Raw genomic sequence first — 25,874 nt, forward strand, 5'->3', positions numbered from 1 at the left:
GGCACTGTTCTTGAGGGAGCGTCACCCATGTCTTCTGCTTCTTCCTCCGTGCGTCGTATCGCGGCCACTGTTGTGGCTGCCGGCGCGATCGTTTCTGCTGCTGCTCTGCCGGCGGCTGCGCACGATGGAGGCCGTCATCACCAGCGGCCGCGGGTGGAGATCAGCCGGGTCCAGGCCGACAGTCCCGGACGCGATGACCACTCCAACCGGTCTCTGAACGCCGAGTGGGTGGAGATCACGAACACCACCCGCGATGCGATCAACCTGCGTGGTTGGACGCTGCGTGACAGTGACGGCAACCGCTACCGCTTCGACAACGTCCGTATCGGCTCCCGTGCCACGATTCGTATCCACACTGGTAACGGCCGGGATACCCGTACTGACCTCTTCCAGGACCGCCGCGACTACATTTGGGGCAACCGTGGCGACACGGCCACGCTGCGCGATGAGCGTGGTCGCACCGTTGACACCGAGTCTTGGGGTCGGCGCTAACCTGCCCCGTGTTGGGTCCGCGTGTTGATGGCGTGGAACCTGCGTGAGGTGATCCACCCGCGGCCGGGCTGTGTGGCAACGGGCTACTGACCGGCACGCGAACACGGGCCGTCGCCCCGATCGGGCGACGGCCCACACCACTACCCCCAACGTGGGTCCGAACGGTGCTACCCGCGTCGTCGTGCTCAAAGGGGTGGGGGAGTGGCGACGAGGCCGCCAGCTGTTCCCCCACATGGCCGTCCCGGCCTGTTCGAACCGGGAGGGGTCAGTAGGCCCTGATGTAGTACTTGGTGGTCGTTGCGCTGATCGAGCAGTCGTTGGTGCTCTGCGTGGAGATGTACGTGTACCCCGGGGGAACGGTGCACGCCCACATGTTCGACTCAGGGGTGCGCAGGTAGTACTTGGTGCGGATCCCGCCGGTTGAGCAGCTCTGTGTGCCCTGCACGGAGATGTACGTGAAGCCTGCGGGCAGAGTGCATGCCCACAGGTTGGTTTCCGGGGTCCGCAGGTAGTACTTCGTGCCGGTCCCGGGCCCGCAGTCGAGGGTGTTCTGCACGGAGATGTACGTGAAATCGGCGGGCGCGGTGCATGCCCAAAGGTTCGTCGCCGGGGTGCGCAGGTAGTACTTGACGCTGCTGCCGCCGGGCCCGCAGTCCGAGGTGTTCTGCGCGGAGATGTAGGTGAATCCGGCGGGGAGCGTACATGCCCACAGGTTGTCCGCGGCCGGCTGGACGAAGTACCGCGTGTTGCTGCTTCCGCAAGTGGAGGTGCTGGAAGTCGTGGTGTAGGTGTAGCCGGGCGGGACGGTGCAGGACCAGAATCCGGCGGCGGGACCGACGGTCGTGCCGGCCGCCAGGCCACGGGCGTCCGCGGCCACCGGACCCGAGAGCGGGGCGGCGGCAGAGGCGCCGACGGGGAGGAGGACGGCGGCCAGCATGACGGCCGCGCTGCCGGCACCGAGCAGGAACGTCCACAGTTTCGATCGGACCATGAGGAATGCACTCCTGGCTGTCTGTTCGTTCACGGGACGGAACCATGACAAGAGGAGTGCCGAGGCCGATCCGCCCCGGCCTCCCAAGGATGCGCGGTGGAATGCTTCCACGCTCGTCGGACCAGGACAAGTACCCGATCGGGCAGATGGGTTTGCACGAGTTCGCGTGGGTTCGCATCGGTTCGCATGCACGCGGCCCGACCTGAACCGCCCACATCTCGCCGGCGTTGCGGACGCGCCCGGCAGCCGTGCCCAGTTCTGGGCGGCGTGCCAGGACATCGTTCAGGCCGGTGACGTCGGGGTGACGTGTCGACCGGCATCCTGCCGAGGGCGGCGATGCAGGCGCGGACGACCAGGAAGTCCTTGGGCACGGCAGCGCAGCGTGGTGGCGTCGGTCAGAACCGCGAGCAGACGTGAGCCGGCCTGGCTGACGACCCCGTGCCCGTCGGAACTGACGACGGTCTGCGAAAAACTCTGTTGGCCGGGATGGCCGGGCGGTGCCACAGTCTGGCCGTGACCATGATCAGAAGCTATTCCGGAGCCGTTTCGCTGGCCGACGGCCTCACCCTGCGACAGGCGAGGCCCGCAGATCTTGACCAGATCGGCGCGCTCCTGTCCGAGCGCGGTGACCCGGACGACGCCATCGACCACCGGCTGGTTGTCACCGACCCCGACGCAGGCCTGTCCGCCTGTGCCGTGGTCGTCGACGGCGACCGGGTCGTGTCCACCGCGACGCTCCTCGACGAGGAGGTGTGTATCGGAGGAGTCCGCCTGCCTGCCGGGCAGGTAGAACTGGTCGCCACCGAGAGCGAATACGAGGGACGCGGGCTCGTAAGAGCGCTCATGCACTGGGCTCACGAGCGCTCGGCCGCCCGGGGCCACCTCGTCCAGGCGATGATCGGAATCCCTTACTTCTACCGGCTGTTCGGCTACGAGTACGCCATCGACATACCGCAGACGCTGCACGTGAACGCGCTGCCACCTGGCGACGCTGGCGACGCTGGCGACGGAACGGCCACGCTCCGTGCCGCCCGGCCCAGCGACATCCCTGCCATGGCCGCCCTGCAAACCTCGGCCCAGAGCGGGTTCGACGTGACCATGCCGCACTCGGCAGCGTGTTGGCGATGGCTCCTGGACCACGAGTCGAGCAACCTCTGGGTTCTCGAACGTACCGGCACGGTCATTGCCACCGCACGCACCACACCTCCCGGCGAGGGGATGCTCCTGGCCGAGGCAGCGGCACGCGACGAGGCGGCAGCACAGGACCTCCTGAACGGCGTTGCCGCCCTGGCACCCGGCGATCAGATACGAACCGTGCACCGGACAGGCACCGTGACCGCCGACGCGTGGCAGGAGTTCATCGACCACGAACCGCACCGGAGTGCAGAGCAGTACTACATCCGCATCCCGGAAGCCGCAGCGCTGCTCGACAGGCTGCGTCCGCTGCTCTGGCAGCGCCTCACCGCGGCCGGGATCGACCGCACCGGCCAAGACATCGTCATCTCCACCTTCGGCGCGCACCACCGGATTCCGGTTCTCGCCACCGGGCTCGGTGAGGTCGTCACCGGTGGCGCGATGCAGTCGCCGGGAGCTGTGGGAGGCGCCGGAGTGGCGCCCGACCATCTACCCGCCCTGCTCTTCGGCCCGCACGGAATGGAGGGGCTGAGCCGGATCCGCCCCGACGTCTACGCCGCGGACGAGGAGCTGTTCCAAGTGCTGTTCCCGCCACTCACTGCCGACGTACTCAGCTACTACCTCCCGTACTAGCGACCTGACGCAGATCGGTCCAGGCTCAGCGACGCATACGGTCCGGCCGACGGGGTGCCCGCCCTACTCGACCGGTACGAGGCGGACCCCGAAGCCCTCTCAACGGAGCTGGTTGACCGGCTCTGCCCAATGTACGACACCGCCTTCTCCGCAAGCTTCGCCGCGCTGCCGCGCCTCCTTGAGATCGCAGCCGGACGAGCGGCCGGCGCGAGATCGGAGGACAGACGGGCGTAGCCCACCACCGTGGGGAACGGCAGACTCCACCGACTCCCAGGGAAGCAGGCGCTTGCAGAGCGGCGTGCTGCGGCAGAGAGCCGTTCTCTCAGCCGCGGGGTGCGGCGGCGCCCCGCGGAGGGGGTGGGGCGCCGCCGCGGCCGATGGGGTGGTCGGGGGACCACCGGGGCGGGGTCAGTTCTGCTTGCGGCGGCTGATCAGCACGGCGGCGACACCTATCGCGGCGAGGAAGGCGGCGAGCAGGATGTACACCGTGACTTCGGCTCCGGTGGTGGCCAGCGATCCGTGGGGCCGGCCGGGGGACGGAGCCGGGGCGGGAGCGGTCGGGCTCGCGGGACGCGTGCCGGTCGGGGTCGGCGGTGTGCCCGTGCGGGTGCTGGAGTCACCGGGCCTGGTCGGGCTGGCGGACGGCGCGGTGGGCGTGGGGGGCTGCGGTGCGGGCCCAGTGGGTGTGGTGGGCGCGGGCTTGGGCGGGGTGGGGGTACAACCGAAGACGCTGCTGCCCGTCCACGGGTAGTTGTGGGTCTCGTTGCCGGAGCCGTGGGTGCGCAGGTTGCCGCCGATGTAGAGGCGGCCGTTGGTGCTGGCGGTGATGTCGGCGGTCGCCTTGGGCGCGAGGATCGAGCCCATGAAGTTGCCTCCGCCGGCGAGGTTCACTGCGGTGGAGTCCCGGAAGTTGTAGAGGATCCGCGACGCGGCCTCGCCGAAGTGCGCGGAGTCGTAGACGTCGACGCGGTCACCGTTGAAGCCGACGGACAAGGGTGAGATGCCGACCGTCTGGCCGCCCGTCACGTTGACCACCACGGCGTCCTTCTCGGGAATCGCCGTGAACAGGAAGGTCGAAGCGCCGTCGAGGTCCTTCGCCGGGATCTCGAAGACCTGCGGGCCGGTTATGTTTTCGCCGCCCTTGAAGGTGATGGTCTGGCCCGAGCGGGCGCTCGTACCGGTGGGCTTGAGCGCGGAGAGCGAAGCCGATTCGTTGCGGACCGTGTCGCCGAACGCGTCGTAGGGGCTCAGGGCCGCGCGGGTGCCGGTGCCGGACGAACGGGTCCCGCCGTTCGTCTCCAGGGTCCCCTTCTCGGAGATGTTCCCGCCCACCTGGACGGAGCCGCCGTAGCGCGGGCCTGCCGTCAGGCCGTGGCCCACGTCGACGGTGGTTGCCTTGGCGATCTCGAGGTTGCCGCCGACCGCCAGCATCACCGAACCCGACGCGGGCAGAATTCCCGAACCGGCCCCGACCCGGCCGATGTTGAACACACCCCCGACGTCTTGGCGAAGGTGGCGTTCCCCCGGACGACCACAAGACCCTCCGTTTCGGCGGTCCCGCCGTCCGCGGTGTAGTCGCCGCCGGCGTACAGGGCGACGTTGGAGTCGGTGAAGAGCGGGTTCGGCCCGATCCCCGGCTCCTTGCCCGGAGCCGGGCATGACGGGGACTGCCCGGTCGCGGGCGTGAGGGGCGTGAGGGGTGCGGCGAAGGCGGTGCACGGGGCGGCCGTGAGGCCGAGGACGAGGCCGAGCGTCATGGCGCCGCGTACTCGTGGGGACGTACGGGCGATGGCTGACTGAGGCATGGCTGTGCCGTTCTGTGGGATGAGGAGGGTGGAGAAAGTGGGGAGGGTGGGGAAACGAGGGAGCGAGGGAATCAAGGCGCAGGTAGTTTGGTCGGGGCGGCTGTCACCGTCGTCGGTGGTGTGGGGGTGTGCGGGGTGGCCGGCGGTTCGGTGTCCGGGGTTGCGCTGGGTGGCGGGAGCTCGGGCATCGCGAGCGCCGGACCGTCAGGAGACCGATCGGTTCCGAAGGTCAGACCGACCGCCATGAGGATTCCCGCGGCGAGTGCGCCCGAGAGCAGCAGCGGCAGCGGCATTTCGATCCGTTCTTTGCTCCCAGTCGTCCTCGAGACCCCTGACCGCGCCGCGTTGCGGACGTGCTGGGTCTTGCGCACTTGGTTGCGTGCGTGCGGCCCGGTGTCTCCAGGAATCCGCGGCAGGGGCAGGGTGGCGTTGAAGAGGTCGACGTCCTGCGCGAGGGCGCCCGCATGGTTGCCGCCCGGCCGGGCGACCTTTCCGAAGACGAGGTTGTCCTGTGCGGGACGCGACTCTGGTTCAGGGGTGCTTGATGTGACTGCTGTGGTCAGGGCCGTCCTGTTGAGCATTCAGATGCTCCAGACATGGAGTAGCTGCGGGTGAGGTGGCGAACCCGTGGAGAGTGAGGCTGAAGACGAGGAGACTTTGATCGACAGTCAAGGTGACCGTCAACTGCGAACAAAATCTGGAAAATAAGGACACTCTCGACGTTGATTCTTGAACAATCCTTAACTGGTGACGCAGGTCACTTTTGCCTGGAGTCGGGTGTGATTCGTCAACTCGCCTTCACTGCAAGGCAATTGAGGTCTATCGAGCCCTCGCGTGCGCCCTGCATGCGCGAAAAAAACATGGCGTGAGACTTCGTGTTTACGCGAGCGAGGCTCGTGAGCCCCGCCGGAGGTGCCATGTGAGCCGAAGTGAAAAGCTGACATAAGGGGTAAAAGTCTAGCTGGTGACATGGATTCGCACACTTGCCCGGCGGGCTGGGTGGGGCTTATAGCGGTGTCGCACGTAAACGTGCATCGTTCTTGCACATTGCTTGGTCGGGCGCTTCACGTGCCGGCCCCCTCCCGGAGGAGACGCCGCACCACCATGGCGCAGGAGTTCCTTGCCGGCCCCCAGCAACTGCTGCGGACCCTCAACACCCGGGCCGTGCTCGACGCGCTCGACGCCGCCGACACGCCGCTGAGCCGGGCCGCCCTGGCCGCGGCCACCGGTCTTTCGCGCCCCACCATCGCCCAGGCACTCGATGCACTGCGCGAGCGCGGGGCCGTACGGGAACACGAACACACGGCCAGGGACGGCAGTCGCGGCCCCAACGCCCACTTGTACGAGATCGACCCGGGGCTCGGATACGCCCTCGGCCTACAGATCGGCCACACCACCCTGCGGGCCGTCGTCATCTCCACGGCCGGGAAGGAGTACGGCGACAGAGTCGCGCCGCGCCGCCGCGACAACTGCTCTGCTGCAGCACTCGCCACAGCCCTCGCCGATCTCGCCGAGCAGGCGCTCGACGCCTGCGGCGCCGACCGGACCCGGCTCGGCCACGCCGTCCTCGGCGTCCCCGCTCTCGTCGCCACGGACCGGCGAACGATCCGCCACGGCCGCGCGCTGGGCGACGATCCGGCTGCCCTGCTCGCCGAGCTCACCGCACGGCTGCCCGTTCCCTTCGTCCTGGAGAACGACGCCAACCTGGCCGCCCTCGCCGAGCAACGGCACGGTGCAGGGCAGGGCCTGGACGACTTCGTGCTGCTACGGCTCGGCAGCGGCCTCGGCGCCGGCCTCGTCCTCGGCGGCCGCCTGCACCGGGGCGCGGCCGGCGGCGCGGGTGAGGCCGGCTACCTGCCACAGCCCGGACTCGGCGTGGGGGAGCACGTCCTGCCCACCCCGGACGGCCCGCCCTCCCCGGACCTGTTCGCCCGCGCACTGGCCGGAGAGCGGGCGGCACTGCTGCCCGCCATGGAGTACGCGCGCCGCCTCAGCTTGGTGATCGCTTCCGTCTGCTTGCTCCTGGAACCACAGGCGGTCGTGGTCGGCGGGCCCGTCGGACACGCCAACCAAGCCCTGCTCGACCTGGTCGGCGACCAGTTCGCCCGGGATGCCGGACCCCTCCACCTCCGCCTGCTCGCCTCGCCGCTGCCTCCCGACACCGCCGTACTGCGCGGGGCCGCCGGACTCGCGCGCGAGGAACTCCGCAACCGGCTCTACGAGCAGGTCTGTGCCTGAAGGCCCCGGCCCACACGACCACGACGACCCGGCGGGACCAGCCTGCCACCGCCACATCAGCGGCGCACGCATCGACCTTCCCTCACGAAACGAGAAGGACCCGCACCACTCGTGAACCTCGCAACCGTGCGCCCGCGCCGAGTCCGGCCCGCCGATCCGCCAGCCCCGCCACATCTGCGCCGACCTACCAGGGCCCGGTGCCAAGACGCGAAGACGGCGGAGCCCGACCCCGCACGCAGCACGCCGCCCGACGCCAACGAACGGCTCCAACACCCCGTCGCCGACACCGGCAGGTCGAGTGCCGTCACCGTGCACAGGGAGAGAACGACCCGGGAGCCGCGCACGTTCCGCGCGCCACGGACCCCGGCGACCGCTTTGGCCGCCGAGGGCACGGGCCGGATCGGCCGCCGCGACCTGCGCGCAGTCGAGCACCACCGGCCCCCGGGCACCGTCTCCGGCGGCCGCGCATGAAGCGGGCCCGCCGGCCGCTCGCCTACGGGGCGGGAAACCTCGGAGTTCAATTGCTCGCACAGGTCTTCGCGACCTATGTGACGTTCTACTACATCGACCACCTCGGCGTGGACGCAGTGCTGATCGGCGTCGCGATGATGGTCCACGGCATCGCCAGCGGCATCCTCAACCCCGTCTTCGGCCACATTTCGGACCGGACCCCGACCCGCTGGGGGCGCCGTACTCCCTACATCGGCTTCGGCATGGCACCGCTGACCGCCGTCTCAACACTGATCTGGATACCCGTCTTCGACGGTGCCACCGCCCGCTTCTGGTACTTCCTGATCACCATCCTGATCTACGACGTACTCTTCGTCAGCGTCGTCCTCAACTACGGCTCCCTCTTTCCCGAGATGTTCCGCACGACGAAGCAACGGGCCGCCGCCGCCCCCGCCCGGCAGGCCTTCGGCATCATCGGAATGATCATCGGCGTCGCCGGAGCGCCCGTCGTCCACCAGCGCATCGGCTGGCCCGGCATGGGACTGTCCTTCTTCCTGATCGCCCTGGGCGCCCTGGCCGTCTCCCTGACCGGCAGCATCGAACAGGGCGATACCGCCGGCACCGACAAACACGCCGAACTCGGCAAGGCCCTGCGCCACACCCTCGCCAACAAGGCCTTCCTGACCTACGTGACCGGCAGCTTCCTGCTCCAACTCGTCGTCGCGCTCATGCAGAGCAGCATTCCCTTCTTCAGTAAATACGTGCTCCACATGGACGACATCGCCAATACCTACATCCTCGGCACCGTCTTCCTCACCACCATCCCCGCCGTCTTCATCTGGGGCAAGACCCTCGCACGGTGGGGCGGACGCACCTCGGTACTCGCCACGACACTCGTCTACGCCAGCGCCCTCGTCCCCTTCCTGTTCGTGTCCACGCTGGAGGGAGTACTGATCGCGTCCGCGATGGCGGGCGTGGCCGTCGCGGGAATGATGGTGCTCATGGAAGTCCTGCTCGCGGACATCATCGAGGACGACGCCGCACGCCACGGGGCGCGCCGCGAGGGCATGTACATCGGCATGAACGGGTTCATCGTCCGCTGGTCGGTCTCCATCCAGGCAGCGATCACCTCCGTCGTACTCTCCGCCACGGGATACGAAGCGGGCGCGGCACGCCAGTCCGATGGGGCCACCTGGGGCATGCGCCTCATGCTCGGCGGCATCCCCCTCGCCGTCCTCGCACTCGCCTTCGGCGCGTTCCTGCTGTACCCGCTGCGACGACAGCCGACGGCTCACGGGGAGACCGCTCAACTGGAACGCGCCGCCGCAGTGCACTGACCCTGAACTGATTCACGGCCCCCGACAACCGCGCCGCCACCCGACCCCGTCGCCACGCCCCGACAACGGCGAATGTTCCCCGTGTCGGGTCACCCGTCCCAATCGGTCTGGTCTTCCCGTCCCGCCAGGGGAGTGGTGGCCCAGCCTTGTTCCAGCAGGGCGAACAGGTCGCGCATGGTTCGGGCCGGGTCCTCGCTCGTACGGGCGATGCTGGCGGATTCCAGCGTGAAGCGTGCCAGGCCGGTGACGGCGGCGGCTTCCTGGGCGAGCCCGGTGGCCTCGGCGAGGACGGCGGCCAGCGCCTTCTCGTGGCGCAACCACATGTGCCGGGCGTAGTCCCGCAGCGCGGGGGTGGATTCGACGAGGACGAAAGTGGGATCGTCGGTCCGCACGGAGGTCCGGGTGCGCACCATGTGGTCGCGCAGGGCGTGCAGCACGGGCTGGTCGGGGGCTCGGTCGCGAACGGCGGCGACGAGGGCGCTCTCGATGTCCGTGTCCAGGTCGAAGACGAGGGCTTCCTTGCTGGGGAAGTGCTTGAAGAGAGTGCTCAGCGAGACGTCGGCCGCCTCCGCCACCTCGCGTACACCGACGTTGTCGAAGCCGCGCTCGGTGAACAGCCGCACTGCGGCATCCGTCAAGGCCTGCCTCGTCTGGGCCTTCTTGCGTTCGCGACGTCCTGTCGTTGTCCTGGTCATTCCGCCACCTTACCCCCTTGAGGGGACTCGATCGTAAAGGCAACCGACTGCAAAGTCGGAGTAGTTATACTTTTGGATCTACTGTGCTTCTGTGAGCGAGGGCGGCTGACCGGCACCCGGCCCCCGTCACCCGGGACGCGCTTCCACACCGGAACGACTGATCCGGCATGCCCAGAACGGGGCGTCGCCCCAGTACCCCAGCACCCTCCCCAACCTTTGAACGGAGCGTGACCCTCGTGTCCACCACCACTCGCATCGCGATCGCCGGCGCGGGCCTCGGCGGCCTCATCTGCGCCCGCGTCCTGCAACAGCACGGCGTGCCGGTCACGGTCTTCGAACGCGAACCCGCCCCCCACTCCCGCTCGCAGGGCGGCACTCTCGACATCCACGAAGACACCGGCCAGGCAGCCCTGCGCGCATCCGGCCTGTTCGACCAGTTCCTCGCCCTCTCCCGGCCCGAGGGCCAGGAGTGGCGCCTGTACGACCGCCACGCGAACCTGATCCGCCACGACCAGGCGGGCGAGGGCGACCTGAGCAGGCCCGAGATCGACCGTGGCCAACTGCGCGCGCTCCTGCTGGACTCCCTCGCTCCCGGCACGGTCCGCTGGGGCCACACCGTGAAGGCCGTCACCCCGTTACCCCGCGGTGCCGCCCGCCTCCACCACGACCGCACGGGCGAAGACTTCGACCTGGTCATCGGCGCCGATGGCGCCTGGTCCCGCGTACGCCCCGCGCTCTCCGACGCCCAACCCATCTACGCAGGCGTCACATTGGTGGAAGCCCACTTCGACGACGTTGACCACCGTCACCCCGGAATCGCCCGCCTGGTGGGGCGCGGCACCATGTCGGCCAAGGCGGGCCGCCGCAGCCTGGTGCTGCAGCGGAACAGCAACGGACACGTCCGCGCCTACATCAACTTCCGAGGGCCCCAGGACTGGCACGCCGGCCTCGACCTCACAGACCCCCGAGCCGTAGGCGCGCGCCTCCTCGCCGAGTACCAGGGCTGGCACGAGAGCCTCCTGGACATCCTGCGCTACAACGAGGGCGATTTCATCAACCGGCCCATGTTCGTCCTTCCCGTTCACCACTTCTGGCAGCGCGTCCCCGGCATCACCCTGCTCGGCGACGCCGCCCACTTGATGCCACCCGTCGGCGTAGGCGCCAACCTCGCCCTGCTCGACGGCGCCGAACTCGCCCGAGCCATCATCGACCACCCCACCATCGACCAGGCACTCGACGCCTACGAAAGCGTCATGCTGCCCCGCGCCACCAACAACGCCAAGGCCGCCCAGCAGATGCTCACCACCCTCATGCCCGACACCGATTCCGACGACGCCGCCTTCCCGGACAGCCTCTGGCCGGCCCACACCCTCCCTGAGCCGCGCCCCGTTCGCACCAACTGAGCCCGGCCGGCAAAGCGCCCCCAACTCCCACCGACGGGACCGCCACCAGGAGAGCAGGTGCGGCTCGACCTGCCCGTATCGCCGACGCTCTCCTGGGCGGCCCGCACACCATTGCCGCCTCGGCCGAGCCGGGCGGCGACGGAGTCCGCTTCACCAGCCCGGCCGGCATCAACGTCACCTTCACCCTGCAGGACGCCGAGCCGCCGCCGACGTCCTCCCCGCACGGGTCCTGACCGACGCGGTGGCTGCGGCGATCCTCAACCACCCCGACTTCTACGTCGCCACCCCCGACCCACCGCGCGAGGACGCCGGCACCGTCCAGATCCGGGATGGCGTCCGCCAGACCTTCACCCGCACTCTGACCCGGTAGGGAGGGACCTGACGATGCCGGCTTCCTTACTCTCCCGGCGCGCACTGCCGCGGTACGATCCGCCGCCGGGAGGAACCGTCCGTTCGACGCGTTCGCCGCCCCCGGCTACGACCCGCCCGGCAGCGGTTCGACGCGGTGGACCTCTTGTTCCGAGCGCGCATCGAAGGCAACAGGTGCGGGCGGACGTCAGCCGTTGTCGTCGGGCTCGTAGACGTCCTTGTCGGCCGGAACGTCCACCTGTACGGGGCTGTTGATGCCGGTGAAGGCGAGATCGATCGCGTTCGAGCCGCTGGTGGTCGCCTTCAGCAGAAACGGTTCGCCCTTGGTGGCCACGAGGAAGACCCCTTGAGTCGTGTTGACCGTGACCACCTCCTGGCCGCCGATCTCGGTCAGCGCGCCCTTCTCCGCGCCCTGAACGCCGTACAAGTCCCTGAGCAGACCGTCCCGGTCGCACAGGCTGGTCAGTCCCTTCATGGAGGGGTCCGAGGTCTCCGTGCGCATCCAGCGGCCCGCCATCTCCTTGCGGGCCTCGACCGCTTGGTCCTCGGGCATGTCCTGTGTCCGGGCGAGGACGAAGGCTTCGTCACCCCGGAGGAAGGTGTGCTTCTGGGTCCGGACCACTTCGATGTTGCCGCCGTTCTGGGCCGAGAGGGTGCCCTTGCATTCGCCGGTCCCGCTGATCGACAGGTTCACCTGCGTGGGTACGCCCTGGCTGGACGAGGTCCCGCTGACGGTGAACGTGGACGCGCCGCGCAGCGCGGTCAAGGAGTCGTTCAGGACGCGAGAGGCAGGCTGGCCGGGGAACGGTTCGGACGCCAGGCATCCGGTGAGCCCGAGCGCCGCGGCACTCGTGAGGGCGACGGCGGCGATCGAGCGGTGAGCGGTGTACACGGAGACTCTCTTCAAGGGGGAGGGAGCGGGTCGGAAGGAGAATACGAGGCGTCAAGACGGCGCCCCGCGATGGGGTGGGGCCGTCGATGCGGGCCGTGAACGCCCCTTAGACCGGACGCCGGTGACGAAGCAGAGCTACGCGCCTGCGGGCACCGGACCTGGACGCCGGACCTGGGCGCGGGGGCAGGTTCGCCCACGCTCGAGGGGGCTGGATCCTCAGCGGCCTCGCCGGGCGGATCCCGCGCTGGCGCGACGGCGCCGTGTGCCTCCCGACCATCCCTCCCCCGAACCACCGGGTTCTGCCCCGTCGATCTTGGGCTGCGAAAGGGCGCCGTCCACGTCTCATAGCTGCCCGGGTCCAAGAACCGTGAGGCCCATTCGTCCGGCGAGCCACTGCGCCTGCGGCTCCGTTCTCTGGCGGCCGTCGACGGTGATGCTGCGGACGTGGACGAGGACGGTGTGGTCGTCGGCCGGCTCGTCCAGGTCACGGGTGCGGGTGTTGAAGAGGAGCGTCACTTCGGCGTGCGTGCACTCGCCGTACAAGGCCTGTGCGGGCACATCCGGCCAGCACAGGTTCCGCCAGTTGATCTCGCCCCTGTTCAGGCCGATGGCCGCTGTGAAGGCGTCCTCCACACTGCCGACCGCCCAGTCGTACAGATCGAACTCGACCGGCAGCCGACCTTCGTAGGAGGCCGGGTCGGTCGGCAGGTCAGTCCCTCCACTCCCACGACCAGCGCGGGTCGCTCCTCCAGCGGTACGCCGTCGAACTCCCCGTGCTGCTCCCGCGCCCGGAACCATCCCGGGGACAACTCCCGCGCCACACGGTGCAGCTCGGCAACGGAGTAGAACTCCGCGGAAGCGGAGACGCGGGAGAAGTCCTCCTGTCGCCCGAATTCCATCAGATCTTGGGCCCCGTGTCGGGGGCGACCACCTCGGTCTCGCCCGCTCCGGCGGCCACGCCCGGCGCCCGGGTACCGGCCGACGACCCACGGGCCGCGCCCACCCCGGCCCCCGGCTCAGGACCGTAGGACTCGCGCGATTCCCGCAGGGTGCCTGCTGACCGGAGTCATCGTTCCATCTGTCGGGCTACGGCCCGTACCCAGCGGGCTCCCTGGCCTGCCGGTGCTGCCTCGCACAGGGACGCGTTGTGCTCGCCCTGCCGGGAGTCTCCGGTGTCGTCCGGCGACGGCGTGTCCACGTGGACGCTTCCCGGCAACATCCAGCGCTCTTCCTCTGTGCACCGTGCGCGACCGCGATCACGTAGGACCGGCCCTCGGCCATCCGGGTGCTGTCGGTCGGACGTTGCGACCTCGACCCCGCTGCCCGCCCCCGCTCCGGCCCCGGCATGCGGCGATCCCCGCGGCGACCGACGAGCGGGGCGCGACACGGCGGGTGCACCGGGTCATCGGCCCGCGCCACCAGAGCGACAGTGAAGTACCGCCGGATGAATCCTGCCCGCTCGGCGAAAGTCCGCAAGCAGGAAGGTCGGCTTTGCCAACGAGATCGCCACACTCTGCGAGAAGGCCGGCGCAGACGTCGCCGAAGTCCCCGGGCCATCGGCATGGACCACCGCCCCGAGGGTTCCGCTGTGGAATCAGCCGTGCAAGGCGTAGGACAGCAATCCTGCGACCACGAGGAAGACGACGACCGCTGCGAGACCGACCCCTAGCATGGCCGCCACCTTGCCGGCAGTCGGCAGCTGTGTCTTGGCGATCTTCATGTTGGCGACCATGCCTACAGCGCCCAGCCCACCGCCGATCGCGCCGCCTATGAACAGCAGTCCCAGCGGGAGCAGGGAGAGAACCACCTGCCATGGGGCGAGTCCGTCAAAGAACTTCTTCTTGGCGAGTGGTGTAAGAGGGCGGTCCTGCGGCGACTTTGACATGACTGGTCCTTCCGATGCGCCATGCGTGCGCAGCCGAATCAAAGTGGGCGGGCGTGAGATGGTGCGCCCAAGCAGAGGGTGCCTGCAGGACGTATCGCACAGGCGTTCGCGATCTTACCTACTCGATGCTGTGCGGGCATATATCGCGCGGGCCATCGTTCGGGCACGATCTATGCACTTCTGGCCGGTCAGGTACTTGCATCGCCATCAATCTGGACGGATCCGTTGAACGGCGTCGCCTTGTTGCTCGAACTGTCCGGAGCCCACATCGGCCGTTCGCCAGTTTCGAGCGGCCCGCCTCGCTGGTCGTCGCCGACAGCCCCCATGCGCACGGGTTCCGGCTGGACCACCGAAGAGGAGGCTGACATCCTCGCCGCCTCGTCCGCGGGCACGTACGGGCTGACCGTCGAGCAACCGGCCGCGTCCGGCACACCGCCGCTCGCCGTTCTCGGCGAGGCACGCGTGGTCGACCGGTTCTGGTCGTCGCGGCCACGGCCACCGGCGAGCGCCTCCCGACCCGGGGCGGGGATGGCAGCAGTGCGTCCCCGCTACCCGGACACGACTCGTCCAGCACTCCGGAACCCTCGTCACCTGGGTAGCCATCACTCTCATGACCGCCGGACCGCCAGGGGACGCAAGAGCCCCGAGCGGTCTCCACCAAGGCTCTGACCAAGCACTTCGACGTGCTACGACCGGCAGCCCATGCCAGGACGAGGGCTTCCGGAGGTGGCCCGGTGGGTGGATGATCAGGTCATGAGCCCGGCATTAGATCTGCAGGCAGAGTTCCGGACCGAGGCTGCAGCGGCGTTCTCGTTCCTGCATGAGGAAGCGGGTTTCGCGCATCCAGAAGCGGCGGAAGTCCTGCCCTTCAGCGGTACTGCACTGTTCTTCCGCGGCCCTGAACTGGACGTGGAAGTACAGCTCTACGACGGCCGAGAACCGGAGGTCGTGACCGGCCTGGCCGTCGTCGGGCCAGACGGAGTCAGGGGGCGGCGGGTTGGACTGGACAGGCTCTACGTTGCTGCCGGATGCGGGCCCGCTCAGGACGTTCCCGGTCAAGCCCCGAAACGACGGTCGACGCTCAAGCGGGTTGGTCAGCATGCCACGGCATTGCGCCAACTCATGTCGCACCTATCGACCCCTGACCTCAGCCAGTTGATCACCCGCCTCACCGCGCTGCCATGAGGACGGTGACGTCAAGCTGCCTCCTTCGCAGAAGGCGACCCCAGCACGACCAGCAGGACGGCCAGGACCAGCAGGACCCTGGGGGAGTGACCGGAGTGCGCGCTCCACGCTCGAGGAAGTCCCGCCGGCACTGCACAGCGAACTGCCGCACACGAAGCCCTTACCGGGCAGCGGTGTCAGCTCGTCCTCCTCCTGGCGGAAGTCGAAGGCGATCGAGGTGAGCTTCCCGCGAAGGATCCAACACTCAGGCAAGTTCGCCCATCGCGTGCAGCCGCGCGAACTCGTTGGCGAGCATGCCCATCACGACGAGGTCGTGGTGCCGGCCGGCGAAGAACACGTGATCGCGGAGGCGACCCTCCTCGACGAAACCGAGCCGACGATGAAGTGCCAACGACGCCTCGTTGTGGGCGAAGATCCGTGCCCCGCACTTGTGATAGCGCCGCTCAGCGAACATGAAGCGCATCAACATCACCACGGCTTCTGCTGCGTAGCCCTTGCGCCGGTGGTCAGCACCCATCGTGATGCCGTACTCGAACCAGCCCGCACGGGGATCAGCGTGGTGCGAGCCGATCGCACCGACCATCTCCCCCGTGCCAACTGCTTCGATTGCCAACCCGAAGCAGTCGCCGTCGGACTTGGCAGCGGCCTGTTCCTTCGCCCAGGCACGGAAGCCCTCGGCGGAACGGGGTGGGTGCAGCACGTCTCCCAACCGCTCCTCGTCGACGGCGAAGCGCATGAATGCCGTCCAGTCGTCGGGCTCGATACCGCGAAGGCGTACCCGGTCGCCAGTCCAGAAGGATGTCATCCCCTATTCGATCATGCTGCAGTGTGCGCTGCACAGCCCCTCCAGAACCCGATCCGAACTGCCCCTGTCACACAGGTGGAGCCACATCAACTTGGTACGTCAGCGAGCCCCTGCCAACTTGAAATCGCAGGTCAAAACGGCTGCTGTAACCGGGTCTCGGGGTGATCTGCGCCGACCTGGAGCGCCAGGACTGGACGCTGAACCCGAACCCGAACCCGAACCCGAACCCGAACGAAGACCGTCCCGACGCCTCCCGCAGCAACCGGCCGCCCGCAGGTACGGGGACGGTCACCGCCACCGCTGAGGGACACCACAACGAGGGCGGCCCGCGCGCTCGCCCGGACCCCGAGTCGAGGACTCGGTCGTCGCCCACCGCACAGGTGTCCAGGCCGATGGCCTCGATGTCTTCGTCAAGGCCCCCAGGCCGGTCCGGTGCGGGGCAGCCCGCGTTCGTCGGCGAAGTGTTCAGTGGCGGGGCAGCGCCTCGGCCACGGTGGTCTGGGAGAGGTCGATGGCGGTTCGCCCGTCCTCGATGTCCCACAGCGTGTTCTGCAGCAGCCGGGCCAGGGTCCAGCCAGCCGCGCGTCGCCGGTCCAGCCCGAGTACCTCGGTCAGCAGGTCGAAGCGGCGCCGCAGCACCCGGGAGGCGTCCCCGGTGGCGTGGAGCCCCTCCCACCCGGTGTCCAGCGCCGGCCACAGATCGAAGCCCGGATCGCCGACGAGGGGTTCGGGGTCGATGGCCAGCCACGGCTCGCGCTCGGCGGCGAGCACGTTGTCGTAGTGCAGGTCCCAATGCAGCATCCGGTCGCCGGGCTCGTCGACCAGCTCGGTGACTGCCGAGGCCCAGTCGCGCAGCAGCCGCCGGTCCGCGGGGTCCGTCAGAGCGGCGGCGGATTCCGGCACGGACGCCAGCATGTCGCGCGCGACGTCACCGAGACCGCGCAGGCCCGCGGGCGCCGGGACGGAGTGCAGCCGGCCCATGATGGCGGCCAAGGTGCTCATGGCTACGTCGTCGTCCCCCACGCAAGCCAGGGTGCGTGAGGGGTCCAGGCGCTCCAACAACATGGCGCTGCTCTCCGGGTCGTGGTCGAGCAGCCGCACGATGCCGTCGCCGCTCCACGCTCGCAGCCCGATCAGCGCGGCGGTCGTCTCCTCGCGGGGCATCTGGAGTCTGAGTGCGGCGCGGGTGTCGTCCGTACGGCGCACCGGGACCACCAGTGAGGCCTCGCCAGAAGCGGTGCCGCCGTCGCGCTCCAGTCCCCATCTGTCGAGCAGCTCCGCCACCAGTGCGGGCAGCCGGGCGACCCAGGCCCGTTCCTCTTCACCACCGTTCCTCGTGTACGACGCGACCAGGGCGCCAGGGACTTCGATGCCCTGCGGTCCACGCATGCGGGGTGTCCTTTCGGAGAGCGGGTTTCCCACAACGACCCAACGTAGGGCCGCGTACCAAGGATCCGCTCGTCGCGTTGAAGGTGCTCGTGCACCTCAGGTACTCGACCGGGTGCTCTCGCAGGGCGGGTTCCCGGGATGCTCGGCGTCCATGTCCACCGGTCGGTGCCAGGGCCCGAGGAGGCGGCGCGGCTGGTGGGCGCGGTCGCGGACGCCGCCGAACCCACCGTGCTCCCAGGGGGCGGCACCCGGAGGTCGGGAACGGAGCGTGATCTTCAGCGTTCGCAGCGTCGAAGGGTGCGGCCAGGGGGATCAAGGGCGTCCTATCCGGACCTTAAGGGACGGATAACAGATAGCTCGCAGCCCCTCAGAGGCCCGTTCCGGCCGCAAACCGTGCTTAGGGTCACGGGTGTTGACCAAGACACTTTCGATGCTGCCGCTGCACCGGCGGATCGGCTTGACCAAGAGGTTTCTGATGTCCCGAAAGCGAATTGCCCTGGCCTGCGCGGCCGTGGTCGTCGGGGTTGGCTCCGTCGTCGTTCCCGTGGCCGCCAATGCAGGAGAGGAAAAGGACGGCCTCAGCGCCGCCTGCCGCCTCGCGGACCAGGCCACCGTGTGGTGGGCGTCCGGCGAGGTCTCCGTGGCCAACAAGGGCGACCGGCCCGTACGGGACTGGACCGCCGAGTTCGACGTGTCGCAGGGGCAAGTCACCCTCGACAACCCCTGGGCGTACGAACTCCGCCAGACCGGCAAGCACGTCAGCATCAAGCCGATCGCCGACCGCGCCGACGTGGCAGCCAAGGGCAACCGGACCGTCAAGGTCGGGATCAACCCCGCCGGCAAGGGCATGCCCAAAATCACCGGATGCAAGGTGAACGGCCCGTCGGGCAACGGAGGCGACACCGGCATGAACACGGCCGTCCCCGCCGACAGCGGCTCCTTCGTCAAGGACGACACCGCCGTCCACCTGATGTGGAAGCCGCCCGTCGGCGGCGCCGAGGTCGTGCGCTACGAGGTCTTCCAGGACGGCAAGCAGGTCAAGACCGTCAAGGACACGATGACCGACGTCGAGCGCCTGACCCCCGCCACCCGCTACGCGTTCAAGGTCCGCGCCGTCCGCGCCGACGGCCGCACTACCGGCTTCAGCAAGGACATCGTGCTCACCACCCTCGTGGCGCCCGGCCAGGACAAGGTGAAGCCGGTCATCCCCGCGGAGTTGGAGGCGACCGCCTCGGGCCCGTACCAGGCCGCCCTGCGCTGGCGCGCGGCGACCGACGACGTCGCCGTCACCGGCTACCGGATCTACCGGGGCGGCACGAAGGTCCAAGAGGCGGACGCCAAGGCCACCTCGGCCACCGTCTCCGGCCTGACCGCGAGCACCGCCTACCGCTTCAAGGTCACTGCTGTCGACGCCTCCGGCAAGGAGTCCGACCCGACCCGCGAAGCACAGGTGACGACCACTGCGGCACCTGACGGCAACGGTGGCAAGGCCGCCCCCGGCGACTTCGCCGCCACCACCGCCACCAAGCAGGACGGCGCTGTCACCCAGCACTACCTGAACCTCACCTGGTCCGTCCCGCAGGGCGTCGGCCAGATCACCGCCTACCAGGTCTACCTGAACGGCAAGCCCGCCCAGACCTTCATGTGGGGCACCGGCGATCCGGTGTTGCCGGTGCCGACGACGAAGGGTTCGCGCGAGGTGCTGGTCGGCTCCCACCCCGGCTCTTCGTACACCGTGAAGATCCGGGCACGGCTCGGCGACGGCACGTGGGGCGCGTTCTCCCGCGAGCTGACCGTGAAGACAGCGGGCTGACCCACCCGCCCGCCCGCCTGCCGCCCCACGCGCATGACCGACCCCATGACCAGGAGCGTCCCCCTCATGAGTACGACCCGCCCCGCCGCCACGACGTCCCCCGCCCTGGCACGGCCCCCGGCTCGCCGCACCGCCCTGCTGCGCCTCACCGCGCTCGTGGCCCTCCCCCTCGCCGTGACCACCCTCGGCTCCGCACCCGCCTCCGCACACGGTTCCCTCGCCGACCCGGTGAGCCGCAGCGTGGCCTGCACCAAGAACCCGAAGGCGAGTGAGGCCTGCCGGCTGGCCCTCGCCCAGAGCCCCGGTATCCCCGGCGACTGGAAGTCGATCGTCCAGGGCCGCGCCATCGACCACAGCACCCCGACCTCCTCCCCGCAGCACCGCGCCCGCATACCCGACGGCAAGCTGTGCAGCGCCGGCAATGCCCAGTTCTCCGGTCTGGACCTGGCGCGGGACGACTTCCCCTCGACGACACTGCCGGGTGGTGCCGAGTACGACCTGCGCTACGACATCAGCGCGCTGCACAACCCGTACCGCATGGAGATGTACGTCACCAAGGACGGCTACGACCCGAAGAAGCCGCTGAAGTGGTCCGACCTGGAGGACACCCCCTTCCTCAGCGCCGACAACACCGCGGCCACGACGGCACCCGCGGGCTTCCTCGGCGCGAAGGCGTTCACGTTCAAGGCCGTGCTCCCCGAAAAGAAGGGCAAGCACCTGATCTACACGATCTGGCACGGGCTGAAGAGGCCCGACGGCTCCTTCCAGAGCGAGGAGGCCTTCTACTCCTGCTCGGACGTCACCTTCAAGTAGACGGACGCCGGTAGGCCCCACACCCCGAGCCCCGGTCCCCTTCCCCGGGCTCGGGGGCTCAGCCGCCCCTCTCGGCACCAGCGCACCGTGCTGCTGCCGAGAGAGGCGGTTTGCGAAGGAGCCGAGGAATCTGGGCAGCCGTGATGACGGGCCTCGCTTTCCGCCGACGGCTACCGGGCGGCGTCGTTCTGCGGTGCGTCACCGACCGCCGAGGTGTCGAAGACGCGGCCGGTCTCACTGGTGAGCTGACATTCGTTGGCATAGGTCTTCTGCCATTCCACGGGTGCGCCGCGCCAGGTTCCCGTGGCGGTCGCGGTTACCGGCGCGTAGATCATGGTGCAGAACGCTTCCGGTTCGACATTGAGGGAGTCGAGATTCCCGCCGGCGGCTTCCAGTTGGCTGCAGGCTTCTTCCTTGCGGGGGTGGGTTCCGGCGAGTGTCCCGCATTCCAGTGTTGCGCTCCGTTGCGCGGTGCGCGCCGAGGTGCCGTCTGTGGGCGACACGGTCAAGGTGAGGCTGCTTCGCTGGTTCTGCTCCGGGGGGCAGGCCACGGCGTAAGCGGGTGCGGCCCCGCCGAGGGCGAGGAGCATCACGACGGCTGCGGCGCATGTGGAGCGGTGCACGGGAATCTCCTGGGGCAGAGGGGGCGATCGCTGTTGCGGTCCTCTGTACCCATCCCCCCAAGTGTGGTGGCCGTCTCGCCCGTTCACGCGTTCGGCTCCGTGCAGGGCTCCTGCGCCGACGCTTCAGGTTCTGCCGTGAAGCGACCGCCTTGAGGTGACCGTGGCCAGGCTCGGAAAGCATCGACGACCGGCGCTTTCATCGCCGTGGACCACGCCGAGGCCGGTTCGGTCCGCTGGGGAAGGTGCGAGAACGGGTGCGTCCGTCGCCTTCCGCTACGCCGGCTGCCACGACCGAAAAAGGCGTCAGAAGGCGGATGCGAAAAGGTCCGTGACACCTTTGCCCCATCAGCTCCCGAGCACTTCGCACGAGTGCTTCAAAAGCGATCGTGTTTCCGAAAATCTTTGTGATCAAGACGGTCTAGTAGTCGTCGTTTCGGCTTGCCCGGCTCTCGGTGGAGGCAAAGCATCGTCCTCGTGAGGGGATCTCCCCACACGGACGTTCGAATCGAAGGATTGACGTGTCTCTCAGGATTCTTGGTGGCAGGTTTGCCGCCGTGGTCGGATCGACCGCCTTCCTCGGCATGTATGCGGCGGGAACTCCTGCACTGGCGGACGATCTGCCGACCGCTGTGAACGGAATCATGGCTCAGCCCTCGGTCGCCACCGGCGGCTTCCTGACCAGGGCTCCCGACTTCTGGGAGGGCAGTGGCGACCTGTACGGATCCGGTCTCGCCAAGCATCCCAGGAGCCTTCAGGCGTTCGACCTGAATCCCGGAACGACGGGCTTCCTGCGGCAGACGCTGCAGAACATCAAGGCCGGCAGCTCCGTCACCGTGCGGTGGGACGACTCGCCGAACCAGTACGACGCAGGGGCCCCCGCCACGCGGCGCTACAACATCAGCGCCCCCGGCGGGGCCACGAAGGAGCTGGTCACGCTCCCGCGGACCACGGTGGGCACGCCCTGGCGGTTCGCGAACTCCTACACGTTCACCGCGAGCACGGACAACCCCGTGCTGACGTTCACGTCGCTCGACACCGGCGTCTACGGTGCTGTGATCGCCGACGTGCGGATCGACCAGAACACCGCCGCCACGGGTACTCCGAACCCGGAGACCCCGACGACGAACACGCCGGATCCGAGCCGGCCCCCGATTCCCTCGGGGGACAGGCCGCCCGTCGGCAATTCCAACACCTGTGTGCCCTTCTCGGACGGCTCGATGCCGACCGGCTGCATCGAACAGACGGAGAACCAGCAGGCGATCGACGACTGTCCGCCGGGCAACGCCTCCTGCATCGCCAAGTACGCCACCGACGGTGCGGCGACCAAGCAGGACACCGCCTACACCGCTGGTCTCGTCGACGGCATCGTGAACAAGGACCGGTACTCCAGCCCGGCGAACGCCGCGAACGCGATGTGCGGGATCTACACCCAGCACACCAGCCCGTACACGCAGGACCAGTACGAGTACGTCCCCGGCACCTGGAACTGCAAGGGCGGTCTGTCCAACCAGGACGGCGAGCAGATCCGGCCCACCCCGAGCGGCACTCTCACCCAGCTTCCCTCCTCCTAGGTGGCCCGGCTGCTGATCGCGCGGTCCGCGGGCGAATGCCCCGGTCCGCGCCACCGGCCCCGCCTCGTGACGCCGGACTCGTCTATCGGCGCGCGCCCTTCTGTCTTCCGCCGCCGTGTGCGGCGGCCCCCAGCACCGAAACAGGAGAAGACTGTGCTGATCCGTGTCACGCGGACTCCCGCCTCGTACGTCCTCGGTGGAGTCCTCGTACTCTCCCTGTCGGTGGCCGCGACCCCGGCCCGCGCCGACACCGCGTGGACGCCTATGGCGATCGAGAACGCCCAGTTCGCCCTTCCGGCTGTGCCTCCCGCCCAGTCGAACACGAACACGCCCACAGGCTGGTACCAGTCGACACCCAACCCGAACCGCCTCCAGATGTTCTCCCCGACCCTGGCCAGGCATCCGCAGAACCTGCAGGCCGTGTCGCTGAACAACAACGGCACCGGCAAGCTGCGCCAGCGCCTGTGGAACGTGAACGCGGGCTCCAAGGTGCGCCTGCGGTTCTCCGACTCCGCCTCCACCCTCGCCTCCTGCACGCCCGGAGAGGTCGCCTCCGGCCAGAAGTACCGGGTGACGGCCTACAAGGAGACGGCCTACGAGGCGAACGGCGAGCCCGCCAAGGTGGGCAACACCCAGGAAATCGCACGCACCGTACACGTCACGCAGGACTACACCACCCTCGGCTATCCGAAGACCGGCACCACCACGCCCGGCAGCGGCGCCTGGTCGGACACGCCGAAGGTGTTCGAGTTCACCGCGGCCGAGGACAACCCCATGATCGTCTTCGAGTCACTCGAGGAGAACGCCCCCGCCGACGTCAGTTGCGGCCCCATGGTCACGGACGTCTCGGCCGAGGAGCAGGCGGTGGCGATCAACCATGACATCGAGCAGAACAAGATGCCGTTCAGCGCCTTCAACGGCGTCGACGAGGTCTCCATGGCAACCGCCAGCAACACCTGCAAGTCGTCCCCCACCGCCTGCAGGTTCACCGCCGACCCCCGCTACACCTACCAGTACTACCTCGCGAACCGGATCCTGGGCGAGGCGTACCTGAACTGCACCCGCAACCAGATTACCGACCGGCGGAACGTGACCTGGACCGAAGAGGGCTTCGACAGCATCAGCCAGGAACTGAACCGGGTCAAGAACGCGCACTCCGTCGACCAGAACGCCGCGAACACCGGCGTGGACGACGCCAACATGCAGACGACTGCAGCGAACCTGGGCGGCAACCCGAACATGTTCCAGCAGGCCGCGGCGGGCTTCCAGCGCAACGAGGGCAACCCGAACCTGGTCAACACGACCAACCCGTTCCTGGGAGCCCGCACCACCACCAAGGCGGTGGACCCCGCGGTCCAGCCCGGCGAGGCCAGCTGGATCGAGGTGCAGGCCTCACGGGAACGCGTCGAGGGGCTCTTCCGCAGCACCGCCGCCAACACCGCGATCAGCATCGAGGCCAGCCTCGACTTCCCCTCCGGAAAGGTTCCCGACCGGCTCTACGAGCGCTCGGGCCCGCTGACGCAGGACGAGAAGAAGCACTGCCTGACCGAACGTCCGCTGAAGGTCACCCCCGACAACGGCGGCACCCGCTCGCTCATGCGAGGCAGTGACGCAGGAGACCAGCTGGTGCGCACCCCGGCCTCACCGTCCGGCCGTGAAACCGAGCTCACCCCCCTCATCGCGGTCAAGCCGTAACCGGATCCCCGTCCCTGCAACGTTGATCGTTCAACTGGAGAGTCCCATGCGCAATCTCAAGAACAGCTCCCTTCGCTCTGCCCGGCGTTGCCGCCCGATACTGACCGCCAACGTGGGAGTCGTCTCGCTCGCGCTCACGGCGATGGCCGCTTTGCCGGCCTTCGCCACCGCACCACCCGGCGGCAACCCGGCCGCCCAGGCCTTCCGCAACGGCCAGAAGGTCGCGGTCAAGGACGTCCTCAAGGCCTGCAAGGGCAGTAACTGCGGCTTCCGGGTGACCGCAGGCCCGACCGAGTTCCTGACCGCCGTCACCAACGTCGGCAGTGCCATCATCAACTGCACCAACGAGGACATGGAAGTCGAACGCGAGGTCATCCTCACATCCTCGATCACGGACAACATCGAGGGCGAGATCTCCGGCACCGCCACCATCGAGGGCCACGTCGACAACCAGGCCGAGGTCACGGTCACCGGCGAGCTGAAGCAGACCGTCACCCAGCAGACCACGGAGAAGATCAGCAACACCTCCACCAACAGCAAGGAGGTGGCCGGAGAGGTGAAGGGCACCAACACCAACACCAGCTCCAACACGTTCCACACCGCCCCGAAAGACACGGGCCCCAACAACGAGTCCACCACGTCCACCGAGACTGCGACCGAGGCCACGAGCACCGTGACCAACAAGACGGAGAACTCCGTCACCAAGGACGCCGAGAACCAGCTCACCAACACCACCGAGGCCACCGGTACGGTCCAGGCCAGGGACCAGCTCGAAGTCGGGGTCAGGGCAGCATTCGAAGCCGCCTTCCGGCTCCAGGCGGGCACCGAGATCGCCACCGGCACCTCGGAAAGGATGAACTACAAGACCACCCTCAAGCCCAAGGACATCCTCACCTTCTCCGCGCAGAACGCCATGGTCCGCACCACCGGCACCCTGAACGTCAACGACGACACCGGCAGCGCCACCGTGGAGAACATCACCGTCGACAGTCCCTCCACCGTCACTGCCAGCTCGCTCATCGCGCAGACCTTCACCGGGGCCGGGCAGTGCGAGACGCTGCGGCCCACCCGAGACGCCGCGGACCCCCAGCCCACCGGCCCCTCCCGTGGATCCAGCAAGGCGATCGAAGGCCTTCCGGACGTGTACGAGATCCAAGCACCGGCCTCCGGCACCCGCCCGAGCACCACCAAGCACCTCAAGCCGGCCCGGATCTCCACCCACCACGGCTAGGCCGTCTCTTCCGGATCTTGTCGGGCCCGCGGCGCCCGGCACCGCACCCGGCCGCGTTGTCGGGGCGCCCGAGTACGTCCAGTACACGGGCGCCCCTCCGCCTTGCCGGCCTTCCCCTCGGCCCTGGCGGGCCTGGGGAGACCCCATGGCACCGGACGCCGCGGGCTCGGCCGACAAGATCCGGAAGAGACGGCCCAGTCCAGCGCCGGTACTCGTCGAACCACACACCACCGGAATCGACACCCCAACAAACGGAGCGCGGCCCAACCACCCTGGCGAACTGCACGCCCACAGGCCCAGTGCCCGACCGGACCTCAACCACCCGGCCGGGCACACGTCCGAACATGCCGGTCCTCCCTGTGCGTGCGCACGCCCGAGCGCCGGGCGACCTCGCCCACGCGCCCGGCACTGCGGCGACTAGCAGG

General features: G+C 68.8%; 23 protein-coding genes. 12 read left to right on the forward strand and 11 right to left on the reverse strand.

Features of this window, described 5'->3' with window-relative positions; genetic code table 11:
- Nucleotides 1–27 precede the first annotated feature (27 nt).
- Nucleotides 28–492 (forward strand): lamin tail domain-containing protein, encoded by a 465-nt coding sequence (locus tag ACIQK6_RS30830; RefSeq protein ID WP_329106698.1) that lies wholly within the window; start codon nt 28–30, stop codon nt 490–492.
- Between the two features lie 265 nt (nt 493–757).
- Here ACIQK6_RS30830 and ACIQK6_RS30835 read toward each other — a convergent pair whose 3' ends face one another.
- The gene (locus ACIQK6_RS30835; protein WP_402695949.1) at nt 758–1,483 is read right to left on the reverse strand and encodes a hypothetical protein; all 726 of its coding nucleotides are present in this window, start codon (nt 1,481–1,483) and stop codon (nt 758–760) included.
- Nucleotides 1,484–2,002: 519 nt separating this feature from the next.
- Between ACIQK6_RS30835 and ACIQK6_RS30840 the strand changes: the two genes are divergently transcribed.
- Complete coding sequence (locus ACIQK6_RS30840; protein ID WP_402696119.1) at nt 2,003–3,250, forward strand: GNAT family N-acetyltransferase; 1,248 nt, start codon at nt 2,003–2,005, stop codon at nt 3,248–3,250.
- 408 nt (nt 3,251–3,658) lie between these two features.
- On the opposite strand, the gene ACIQK6_RS30845 is transcribed toward ACIQK6_RS30840, so the two are convergent.
- From ACIQK6_RS30845 to ACIQK6_RS30855, 3 genes are all read right to left on the reverse strand, one after another.
- Nucleotides 3,659–4,741 carry a choice-of-anchor A family protein gene (locus ACIQK6_RS30845; protein ID WP_402695951.1) on the reverse strand — a complete coding sequence of 361 codons (1,083 nt, stop codon included), beginning with the start codon at nt 4,739–4,741 and terminating at the stop codon, nt 3,659–3,661.
- Nucleotides 4,681–5,055, reverse strand: a complete 375-nt coding sequence (locus ACIQK6_RS30850; RefSeq protein ID WP_402695953.1) for a hypothetical protein — start codon at nt 5,053–5,055, stop codon at nt 4,681–4,683. The genes ACIQK6_RS30845 and ACIQK6_RS30850 overlap by 61 nt, the downstream gene beginning before the upstream one ends.
- Before the next feature lie 71 nt (nt 5,056–5,126).
- Complete coding sequence (locus tag ACIQK6_RS30855; RefSeq protein ID WP_402695955.1) at nt 5,127–5,636, reverse strand: hypothetical protein; 510 nt, start codon at nt 5,634–5,636, stop codon at nt 5,127–5,129.
- 523 nt (nt 5,637–6,159) lie between these two features.
- Between ACIQK6_RS30855 and ACIQK6_RS30860 the strand changes: the two genes are divergently transcribed.
- Nucleotides 6,160–7,293: an ROK family protein gene (locus tag ACIQK6_RS30860; RefSeq protein WP_402695957.1), complete on the forward strand. Its 1,134-nt coding sequence runs from the start codon at nt 6,160–6,162 to the stop codon at nt 7,291–7,293.
- Between the two features lie 197 nt (nt 7,294–7,490).
- Complete coding sequence (locus tag ACIQK6_RS30865; protein ID WP_402695958.1) at nt 7,491–9,080, forward strand: MFS transporter; 1,590 nt, start codon at nt 7,491–7,493, stop codon at nt 9,078–9,080.
- An 89-nt stretch (nt 9,081–9,169) separates the two neighbouring features.
- Here the strand turns inward: ACIQK6_RS30865 and ACIQK6_RS30870 are convergent, their stop codons facing one another.
- A complete protein-coding gene (locus ACIQK6_RS30870) occupies nt 9,170–9,775 on the reverse strand; it encodes a TetR/AcrR family transcriptional regulator (protein WP_402695959.1) in 606 nt (201 codons plus the stop codon).
- 236 nt (nt 9,776–10,011) lie between these two features.
- Between ACIQK6_RS30870 and ACIQK6_RS30875 the strand changes: the two genes are divergently transcribed.
- Together ACIQK6_RS30875 and ACIQK6_RS30880 are read left to right on the forward strand one after the other, a co-directional pair.
- The gene (locus ACIQK6_RS30875) at nt 10,012–11,178 is read left to right on the forward strand and encodes an NAD(P)/FAD-dependent oxidoreductase (RefSeq protein WP_329106749.1); all 1,167 of its coding nucleotides are present in this window, start codon (nt 10,012–10,014) and stop codon (nt 11,176–11,178) included.
- 241 nt (nt 11,179–11,419) lie between these two features.
- Complete coding sequence (locus tag ACIQK6_RS30880) at nt 11,420–11,548, forward strand: hypothetical protein (RefSeq protein ID WP_329106751.1); 129 nt, start codon at nt 11,420–11,422, stop codon at nt 11,546–11,548.
- Nucleotides 11,549–11,734: 186 nt separating this feature from the next.
- On the opposite strand, the gene ACIQK6_RS30885 is transcribed toward ACIQK6_RS30880, so the two are convergent.
- From ACIQK6_RS30885 to ACIQK6_RS30895, 3 genes are all read right to left on the reverse strand, one after another.
- Nucleotides 11,735–12,439 (reverse strand): hypothetical protein, encoded by a 705-nt coding sequence (locus ACIQK6_RS30885; protein ID WP_402695960.1) that lies wholly within the window; start codon nt 12,437–12,439, stop codon nt 11,735–11,737.
- A 342-nt stretch (nt 12,440–12,781) separates the two neighbouring features.
- A complete protein-coding gene (locus ACIQK6_RS30890; RefSeq protein WP_329106755.1) occupies nt 12,782–13,072 on the reverse strand; it encodes a hypothetical protein in 291 nt (96 codons plus the stop codon).
- Between the two features lie 961 nt (nt 13,073–14,033).
- Entirely contained in the window at nt 14,034–14,324 is a 291-nt protein-coding gene (locus ACIQK6_RS30895; RefSeq protein ID WP_329106757.1) for a hypothetical protein, read from the reverse strand.
- 738 nt (nt 14,325–15,062) lie between these two features.
- Between ACIQK6_RS30895 and ACIQK6_RS30900 the strand changes: the two genes are divergently transcribed.
- Nucleotides 15,063–15,509, forward strand: coding sequence for a hypothetical protein (locus tag ACIQK6_RS30900; protein WP_329106759.1), 447 nt, complete (start codon nt 15,063–15,065; stop codon nt 15,507–15,509).
- Between the two features lie 244 nt (nt 15,510–15,753).
- On the opposite strand, the gene ACIQK6_RS30905 is transcribed toward ACIQK6_RS30900, so the two are convergent.
- Nucleotides 15,754–16,314 carry a GNAT family protein gene (locus ACIQK6_RS30905; protein WP_329106761.1) on the reverse strand — a complete coding sequence of 187 codons (561 nt, stop codon included), beginning with the start codon at nt 16,312–16,314 and terminating at the stop codon, nt 15,754–15,756.
- Nucleotides 16,315–16,779: 465 nt separating this feature from the next.
- Complete coding sequence (locus ACIQK6_RS30910; protein ID WP_329106763.1) at nt 16,780–17,703, reverse strand: aminoglycoside phosphotransferase family protein; 924 nt, start codon at nt 17,701–17,703, stop codon at nt 16,780–16,782.
- A 412-nt stretch (nt 17,704–18,115) separates the two neighbouring features.
- Between ACIQK6_RS30910 and ACIQK6_RS30915 the strand changes: the two genes are divergently transcribed.
- Complete coding sequence (locus ACIQK6_RS30915; RefSeq protein ID WP_402695963.1) at nt 18,116–19,516, forward strand: fibronectin type III domain-containing protein; 1,401 nt, start codon at nt 18,116–18,118, stop codon at nt 19,514–19,516.
- 66 nt (nt 19,517–19,582) lie between these two features.
- Nucleotides 19,583–20,329: a lytic polysaccharide monooxygenase auxiliary activity family 9 protein gene (locus tag ACIQK6_RS30920; RefSeq protein ID WP_329106767.1), complete on the forward strand. Its 747-nt coding sequence runs from the start codon at nt 19,583–19,585 to the stop codon at nt 20,327–20,329.
- A gap of 170 nt (nt 20,330–20,499) precedes the next feature.
- Here the strand turns inward: ACIQK6_RS30920 and ACIQK6_RS30925 are convergent, their stop codons facing one another.
- The gene (locus tag ACIQK6_RS30925; protein ID WP_329106769.1) at nt 20,500–20,952 is read right to left on the reverse strand and encodes a subtilase-type protease inhibitor; all 453 of its coding nucleotides are present in this window, start codon (nt 20,950–20,952) and stop codon (nt 20,500–20,502) included.
- 554 nt (nt 20,953–21,506) lie between these two features.
- Here ACIQK6_RS30925 and ACIQK6_RS30930 point away from each other — a divergent pair.
- The 3 genes from ACIQK6_RS30930 (at nt 21,507) to ACIQK6_RS30940 (ending at nt 25,449) form a co-directional block, all read left to right on the forward strand.
- On the forward strand, nt 21,507–22,523 hold the full coding sequence (locus ACIQK6_RS30930; RefSeq protein WP_329106771.1) for a hypothetical protein: 1,017 nt from the start codon (nt 21,507–21,509) through the stop codon (nt 22,521–22,523).
- A 153-nt stretch (nt 22,524–22,676) separates the two neighbouring features.
- Complete coding sequence (locus ACIQK6_RS30935) at nt 22,677–24,218, forward strand: hypothetical protein (protein ID WP_402695964.1); 1,542 nt, start codon at nt 22,677–22,679, stop codon at nt 24,216–24,218.
- A 46-nt stretch (nt 24,219–24,264) separates the two neighbouring features.
- Nucleotides 24,265–25,449, forward strand: a complete 1,185-nt coding sequence (locus ACIQK6_RS30940; protein ID WP_329106774.1) for a hypothetical protein — start codon at nt 24,265–24,267, stop codon at nt 25,447–25,449.
- The last annotated feature ends 425 nt before the right edge of the window (nt 25,450–25,874 follow it).

This window comes from Streptomyces sp. NPDC091682 (assembly GCF_044756625.1).
Taxonomy (GTDB): domain Bacteria; phylum Actinomycetota; class Actinomycetes; order Streptomycetales; family Streptomycetaceae; genus Streptomyces.